Annotated in this window: 6 protein-coding genes and 1 rRNA gene; 2 read left to right on the top strand and 5 right to left on the bottom strand. The window is 64.3% G+C overall.

Annotated elements, in window-relative coordinates; translation table 11 throughout:
• From CH291_RS21165 to CH291_RS21155, 3 genes are all read right to left on the bottom strand, one after another.
• Window positions 1-95: ribosomal RNA gene (locus CH291_RS21165) — 16S ribosomal RNA — on the bottom strand; the annotation flags it as partial.
• A 584-nt stretch (window positions 96-679) separates the two neighbouring features.
• On the bottom strand, window positions 680-1,954 hold the full coding sequence (gene tyrS, locus CH291_RS21160) for a tyrosine--tRNA ligase (protein WP_094688527.1): 1,275 nt from the start codon (window positions 1,952-1,954) through the stop codon (window positions 680-682).
• A 38-nt stretch (window positions 1,955-1,992) separates the two neighbouring features.
• Window positions 1,993-2,637: a DNA-3-methyladenine glycosylase gene (locus CH291_RS21155; protein ID WP_094688571.1), complete on the bottom strand. Its 645-nt coding sequence runs from the start codon at window positions 2,635-2,637 to the stop codon at window positions 1,993-1,995.
• 80 nt (window positions 2,638-2,717) lie between these two features.
• Here CH291_RS21155 and CH291_RS21150 point away from each other — a divergent pair, with 80 nt between their 5' ends.
• Window positions 2,718-3,449, top strand: coding sequence for an ABC transporter ATP-binding protein (locus CH291_RS21150; RefSeq protein ID WP_094688526.1), 732 nt, complete (start codon window positions 2,718-2,720; stop codon window positions 3,447-3,449).
• A complete protein-coding gene (locus CH291_RS21145) occupies window positions 3,446-4,201 on the top strand; it encodes an ABC transporter permease (RefSeq protein ID WP_068050939.1) in 756 nt (251 codons plus the stop codon). The genes CH291_RS21150 and CH291_RS21145 overlap by 4 nt, the downstream gene beginning before the upstream one ends.
• A gap of 45 nt (window positions 4,202-4,246) precedes the next feature.
• Here the strand turns inward: CH291_RS21145 and CH291_RS21140 are convergent, their stop codons facing one another.
• Together CH291_RS21140 and CH291_RS21135 are read right to left on the bottom strand one after the other, a co-directional pair.
• The gene (locus CH291_RS21140) at window positions 4,247-4,453 is read right to left on the bottom strand and encodes a Trm112 family protein (RefSeq protein WP_037192601.1); all 207 of its coding nucleotides are present in this window, start codon (window positions 4,451-4,453) and stop codon (window positions 4,247-4,249) included.
• 86 nt (window positions 4,454-4,539) lie between these two features.
• A complete protein-coding gene (locus tag CH291_RS21135; protein ID WP_094688525.1) occupies window positions 4,540-7,557 on the bottom strand; it encodes an AMP-binding protein in 3,018 nt (1,005 codons plus the stop codon).
• Window positions 7,558-7,567: the final 10 nt, after the last annotated feature.

The raw sequence follows: 7,567 nt of genomic DNA, 5'->3' as shown, positions 1-7,567 counted from the left end.
CCGCTCGTGTACCCCGAAAGGCCTTACCGCTCGACTTGCATGTGTTAAGCACGCCGCCAGCGTTCGTCCTGAGCCAGGATCAAACTCTCCGTAAAAGACTCTCGATCAACAGTCGAAACTGCAAATCAGTCATAAACATAAAGAGTCAAATCACTAGCAAAAAAAAACTCAACTAGCAAAACAGACAAAACCTTCTCACCTCAGACGGGAAGAATGAAGCAAGAAGATGTCACACCCACACCCCAAAAGGCATGAGCGCCAAAAACATTCGGCACTGACATTCATCGACACACTGTTGAGTTCTCAAAGAACACGCGCACACCGTTCACATTCGAGCTGAAGCTCGTGGATGTCCGGGGCAACCGTTCCAGCTTAGATCAGATGATCGAGCGCAGTCAAACTGGCTTCTCATCCGTGAAGAAGTCGAACCTTTCGGCTTTGACATCTTCATGGTGTCGTAAGCGAACTCCGCGTTGCTCAGGCCTTGCGGTCTGGGCTGGCGTCCGTGTCGCTCTGACCTGCACAAAGTTACGCCCCGGATAACAACGCGTCAAATCCCCAGGTCGTTCACACGTGATTCGCGTGAACGGCCTGGTCGCAACCGGTCACTTACCCACCTGACGGGCGTCGTAACCAAATTACATGGATGTGACTCCGCCCACTGACAACAATCGAAGATTCAGCCGGCGATTCGGGCTCCTGCGAAGTTGCGCTTTCCGCGTCGGACCACCAACCACCGGCCGTGCAGGAGATCGTCCGCACCGGGCGTCCATTCTTCGTCGGAAATCTTGACGTTGTTGACCGATGCGCCGCCCTCCTTGACTGCGCGTCGGGCAGCGCCCTTGCTCTCGCTCAACCCCGTAGCGACGAGCAGATCGACGATGGTGTTCGGTGCACCGGCCTCGATGTCGGCCACAGACGCTTCCTGTAGCGCGGCGGCGAGCGTCTTCTCGTCGAGTTCGGTCAGTTCGGCCCGCCCGAAGAGCGCCTGGCTGGCCAGTTCGACCGAGCGAGTCGCGGCTTCGCCGTGGACGAGCGTGGTCATCTCGGCGGCCAGGCGCTTCTGCGCCTCACGCGCGTGCGGACGCTCGGTGGTCGCCGTCTCGAGTTCTGCCAACTCGTCCTTCGACAGGAAGGTGAACCAGCGCAGGTACTTCACCACGTCTGCGTCACCGGTGTTCACGAAGTACTGGTACCAGGCGTACGGGCTCGTCATCTCCGGGTCGAGCCACAGGCTGCCGCCTCCGGTGGATTTGCCGAATTTCTTGCCGTCGGCGGAGGTGACCAACGGAACCGTCATGGCGTGCACCGACTCGGCGTCCTGGCGCCGGTTCAGCTCCACCCCGGCGATGATGTTTCCCCACTGGTCGGAGCCGCCGATCTGAAGACTGCAGCCGTATTGCCTGCGGAGCTGCACGTAGTCGTTCGCCTGCAACAGCATGTAGCTGAACTCGGTGTACGACATTCCGTCGCTCTCGAGCCTGTTCTTCACCGTCTCGCGAGCAAGCATGACGTTGATCGAGAAGTGCTTACCGATGTCGCGAAGGAAATCGATCGCGGAAAGCTCCCCCGTCCAGGACAGATTGTTCACCACCACTGCGCCCGTCGGGCTCTCGTCCAGGTCGACGAACCGTTCGAGCTGACCACGGATACGCGAGGCCCACTCGGTGACGACCTCGGGGGAATTCATGGTGCGCTCCCCTACATCGCGAGGGTCACCGATGAGTCCCGTCGCCCCACCGGCGAGGATGATCGGGCGATGGCCGGCCCGCTGGAAACGCTTGAGCGCCAGCAACGGCACGAGGTGCCCTGCGTGCAGCGAGGGACCTGTCGGATCGAAACCGGAGTACAGCGTGATCGGGCCCTCGGACGTAGCCTTCTTCAGCGCGTCCACATCGGTGGACTGTGCGATCAATCCACGCCAGGTCATTTCGTCGATGATGTTCTCACTCACGACGTCGATCCTCCCGCATGGACGCATCCAGGCGTCGGTCAGGCCTCCGAGCCACCGGGAGCGGCGGCGCGGGGACTGCGTTTGTAGCTCGACACCGCCTGCGACCCGATCACCCAGAAGCGCCACGGACGATCGGCTTCCGAACTCACCCCTACCCGTGGGCCGGATGCAACCGCCTTCTCGTTCAACGGGCGCTCGGGTAGTTCGAGGGTGACGGCCGACGACGCGTCGAACACGTCCGATCCGTTGTCTCCCAGCGAGACGCCAAGGGCCCGACCGAGATTTCCGGGCCCGCGGGCCCAACCGGCCTCGACCGGTGCGGACCGTGGACCGCGGCCGGCGCGCCTGGTCTCGACGATGTGGTGACCGGCCACCACTTCACCCGCTCGAAGCAACACCGCAGCGGCCGTACCGTCCGGGCCGCAGCTCACGTTCACACAAAGATGCATGCCGTAGCTCAGGTAGACGTACAGACGCCCCGCAGGACCGAACATCACCTCGTTGCGAGGGGTCGGGCCCCGGAAGGAATGCGCCGCCGGATCCGGCCATGGACCATCGAGCGGACCACCGTAGGCCTCGACTTCCACGATGCGCACCGACACGTCGCCCACGGTGACGGTTCCGCCGAGGATGCGTCGGGCTGCGGCGTCGGGTTCCCCGATCTCCAAGTCAGCGACATTCATCGATCCCATGATGCTTCGCCCTTGACCACCGAGCGCCGACGGGGCTATGACTTCGACATCCGACAAGTCTGGAGGCCGCTATGGCGTTCACCGGTGAACACGCCGTCGAGATCACAGGGCTGACGGTTCGCCGCGGCAAACGAAAGGTGCTGAGCAATCTGTCCCTGACAATCCCCCGTGGTGTCATCACCGGACTACTCGGTCCATCGGGCTGCGGTAAGACGACTCTGATGCGATCGATCGTCGGCACTCAGATCGTCAGCAGCGGAACCGTGACGGTACTCGGATCGCCGGCCGGCTCGGCACCGTTGCGCCGCACAGTCGGGTACGTGACCCAGGCACCTAGCGTCTACCGAGATCTCACCGTTCGCGAGAACGTGCAGTACTTCGGGTCGCTGTACGGTCGCCGGCGCGCGGACGTGGCATCCGCCATCGCATCGGTCGGGCTGGCCGACCACACGTCGTCACGGGCGGGCGAACTCTCCGGCGGCCAACTGGGGCGGGTCTCCCTGGCCAGCGCGCTGGTTGCCGAACCCGAGCTGATCGTCCTCGACGAACCGACGGTCGGCTTGGATCCCGTGCTGCGCTCGGAGCTGTGGTCGCGTTTCGCCGATATCGCGGCAAGCGGCACAACGGTGCTGGTCTCGAGCCACGTGATGGAAGAGGCGGAGCACTGCAGCCGTCTCGTTCTGATGCGCGACGGCACCGTTCTCGCCCACTCGAGCCCGGACGCGCTACTCGCGCGCACGAACGAAACGACCCTCGATCGCGCATTCCTGTCCCTCATCAGATCCACCGAGGAGACATCGTGAACGCGCGGATCTACGCAGCCGGCACGGGCCGCATACTGCGACAGCTACGAGCAGACCATCGATCGGTGGCGATGGTACTGCTCGTTCCGTCCCTGCTGATGGTGTTGCTGTATTACCTGTACCGAGACGTGCCGACCCCGCCTGATCAGCAGCCGTTGTTCGATCGGATCGCCATCACGATGCTCGGCATCCTGCCGTTCGTCGTCATGTTCCTGATCACGTCGATCTCGATGCAGCGTGAACGATCCTCGGGAACGCTCGAACGCCTGCTGACGACTCCGATGTCCAAACTGGATCTGCTCGCGAGCTACGGGTCCGCGTTCTCGCTGGCCGCCATCGGACAGGCGGTACTCGCATGCACCGTCGCGTTCGGATTTCTCGGGCTCGACATCGAGGGCTCGGTAGGGTGGGTACTGGTGATCGCAGTCCTGGGAGCGATGCTCGGGGTCGCCATCGGACTGCTGTGCAGCGCATTCGCTCGCACCGAGTTCCAAGCCGTCCAGTTCATGCCGGTGGTCGTGATTCCACAGCTGTTTCTGTGCGGACTCCTGGTGCCGCGCGACCAGATGCCGAACTGGCTGAGCACGATCAGCGATGTCCTGCCGCTGAGCTACCTGGTCGACGCGCTCCAGGAGGTATCCAGGTACCCCGGAGTCACCGGGCGCATGTGGACCGACATCGCCGTGGTCACGGCGTTCACCGTCGCTGCGCTGAGCGGAGCCGCCGCGACATTGCGTCGACGAACGCAGTAGTCGACGAACCCAGTAGTCGACGAACCCGGCGCGCGGCCGAGAGTTCTAGGACGTGGCGCGAGCCAGGATCGACTCGTGCTCGGCGTCGTCGACATCGCGGGCGTCGTCGGCGAGCAACACCGGGATGCCGTTCTCGATCGGATATGCACGCCGCAGTCGCGGGTTGTAGAGCAGTTCCCCTTCGATCAACAGCAGCGGGCCCTTGTCCACCGGGCACGCGAGTATGGAAAGCAGTGTCGAATCGATTGCCACAGGTGTCCTTTGCTCTGCTCCGGTCGAACCGGAGTGGTGTACTCGCTTACGCTACCGAACCCGTATTCTTCCGTGCCGACTCGTTCCTACGACGATTTTTCGGCCGCGGCCTCACGCCCGACGAACCGTTCGGCCACAACAGCTTTCGTCAATCGACGGTAGCTGTTCGACTCGGAGTCGTAGAACCACGAACGTGCACTCGGCGTCGGAATGCCGACCTTCTTCAACGCCGTCGCGGTCGGTCGGTACGCGCGTCCCACCGGAATCTCGGGCACCACGTGCACGATCGCCGGACGCTCGGCCGGGAGCAGCACTCCGAGTGCGTCCGTCAATGCACGAGCGGTGATCACCGCCTCCGGTTGCAGCGAGATGGCGCAGACGGCGACCTCGGTGGCCGACGCCTCGACGCGCACCGATCGTGGCCGATCGGATGTCACCCGCACTCCGTAGACCACGGCCGAATCGACCTGATCCAGGTCACCTACCGCATCGACGATCGGCTGGGTGTACACGGGACCGCACGCCGAGCGCACCACGGTGTCCTTACGGTCGACGAGCCAGTAATCGCCGTCGGAATCGCGGCGGAAGAGGTTCTCGGTGGGGATCCAGGCGTCTGTGGGCTCGAAGACTCCACGCATGACATGGCTGGTCGCTTCGCCGTCCCCGCTCGGTCGGCCGAGGAGCAGCCCGATCTCGTCGTCACGGCACTGCCGAACGAAACCGTCGTCGTCCTCTTCGAGGCGGCCGGTGATGGGGTCGTAGGCCGCCAACGCAACCCGTGCACTGCCCGGCAGCGGACGGCCTTTGGAGCCGATCTTCGAGCCGGCCACATTGGCCAGGATGACGTCGTTCTCGGTGGATGCGTAGAACTCGAGCACCCGAGCCGGGCTGAACCGCGCCAGCGTGCGACGCCACAGCCCCACCGGCATACCGGAGCCGATGAACAGGCGCACCGGGTGGCCGGAGTCGACCGGGAACCGGCCATCGTCGAGGATCTGCCGCATCATCGTCCAGGTGTAGCTCACGACGGTGACGCCGTAGCGATACACCTCTTCGCTGAACCGCTCGGGCTCGAGACCACGGGAAAGTGCGATGCGTGACCCGCCCGCAAGCGCACCACCGATCGTGACAAGAATCCCGGCCGAATGATGGAGCGGGGCAAGGCAATAGACAGTATCACCGGGTCCGAGCGCGGCCGTCGTCGCGGTACCGAACGCCGACAACGCCCAGCGATGATTGGTGATGTATCGCGGTTCGAGACCGCGATCTGTGGTCGTGAACAGGATCATCGCCAGTTCGCGGGCACGACCGGGATCCGGCTCGTACCACTGAGGCAGACGCACCGCGTCGGGATCGATGGCCTCGAGATCGACCACCTCGTAGCCGGACGGGATGTCGAGGCGCCGAGTCTCACCGCCGCCGAGCACCAGGACGTTCGGCGCCACCGGGACCGCCGCCGCAGCGTTCTCCGGATCGGCGATCACCGTGTCGACGTCGACGGTTCGCAGGGCTGCGGTCAGGTCGCTGCCCGGCTGCAGCAGAACAGGTACGGCCCCGATCCGCGAGAGCGCCGCCATCGCGGCCAATGCGCTGGGACGAGTCTCCATCAACACACCGATGCGCGACGCGGGTCGCACCCCGACACTGATCAGTCCGCGCACCACGTTGTCGATGCGGACGTTGACAGCGTCGTAGGTGTGCACTCGGTCGTCGAACAGGAAGCACTCTCCGTTCGGAGACTTACGTCCCTGCTCGGCGATCAAGCGGCCCAACGAGACTCGACTGTGCGGCTGCATCTGCCCGAGGCGGGCGAGCCTCGGCAACGTACGCACGGCCTCGGAAGAGATCTCGCGGGTACCACGCACTGCGCCGGTCGCCGCCGATGCCAACCCGCGGCCGACACCGACGCCCACCTCTGCGATGGAGGCAGCAGTGTGGATCAGGCGATTGGTGATCGACACGCCGCTGTCGGAATCGCCGTGGTCCTCGCGCTCCATCACGCGGACCGCCTCCGGCTTCGGCCCGAGGTCCTCACGCCACCGAATCCAGTTTCCCGTCGTCGGCCAGGTCTGCGCAGCCGCGGTACTGCCGACAACCAAGCCGAAATGACCTGCACGCAAAGTGGTTTCGAACACCTGGGCGCGCGGGGCTGCGCGCTGAATGCCGCGCACGGCCAACGGTTGACCGATGTCGTCGACTTCGCCGACGAAGGCGAGCACGGGCACGGTGAGCTCGGCCAGGGTCAACAACCTGTCCTTGATGACGAACCCGCCGGTCATCATGCGGTTGTGGACGACGAACTGCTTCAACAACTCCGCAACGGCCGGGCCGGACCACGCCACCCACCCGTCCATCGCCAGAAAGCGTCGCTGCGGCTCGCGCGGCAACAGCGCCTCACGGTCGTGAAGCTGACGCAGAAAATCCACTCGCGATCGCACGGTCTTCGCCGGATCGAGTAGCTGAAATCCCGTCCGCGCCATCCACCCCGATACAGCGAGCCGAGTGAACACATGGTCGGCCAGGAACTCCGCTCCCCGCGTGGCCACGCCGGCGGGGATCCCGAGAGGCAGACCGGCGAGCGTGTCGACCGGAGCCCCGAACGTGATGAGACTGGCCAGATTTCGGCCGCCTCGGTACGCGGCCGCCTGGTAGCAGAACATTCCGCCCTGGGAGTAACCACCCAGGTGGACGTCGCGGCCGGTGTGCTCGTGCACCTTGTCGACGACCTCGCTGATCGCCACGACGTGATCGGCGAGCGTACGGCCCCATCCACCTTCTTCTGTATCCGGCGAGCCGAAGTCGACCACCCACGGATCCAGCCCCATGCCGTGCAGGATCCCGGCAGCGCCCTGGTCGGTCGTCACGTCGTAGACGTCCGCGGAGACCATCATCGGCGGAATGAGCACCACCGGAGGACTGTCGGCAGGCACATCGTCGGGGAAGTACCGTCGAAGCCGATACATCGGCTCGCGGTCCATCACCCGAAACGGCGACGGATCCACCTCGGTCTCGAGACCACCGAGACGGATGACCTCGAGACCGTTCTGCGCCGTGGCGATGGCACGGCGCAGTGGACCACGTACGGCGTCTGCATTCAGTCCCACAAATACACTC

Source organism: Rhodococcus sp. 14-1411-2a (genome assembly GCF_002259485.1).
Classification (GTDB): domain Bacteria; phylum Actinomycetota; class Actinomycetes; order Mycobacteriales; family Mycobacteriaceae; genus Rhodococcoides.
This window is presented reverse-complemented; position numbering and strand designations above follow the sequence as displayed.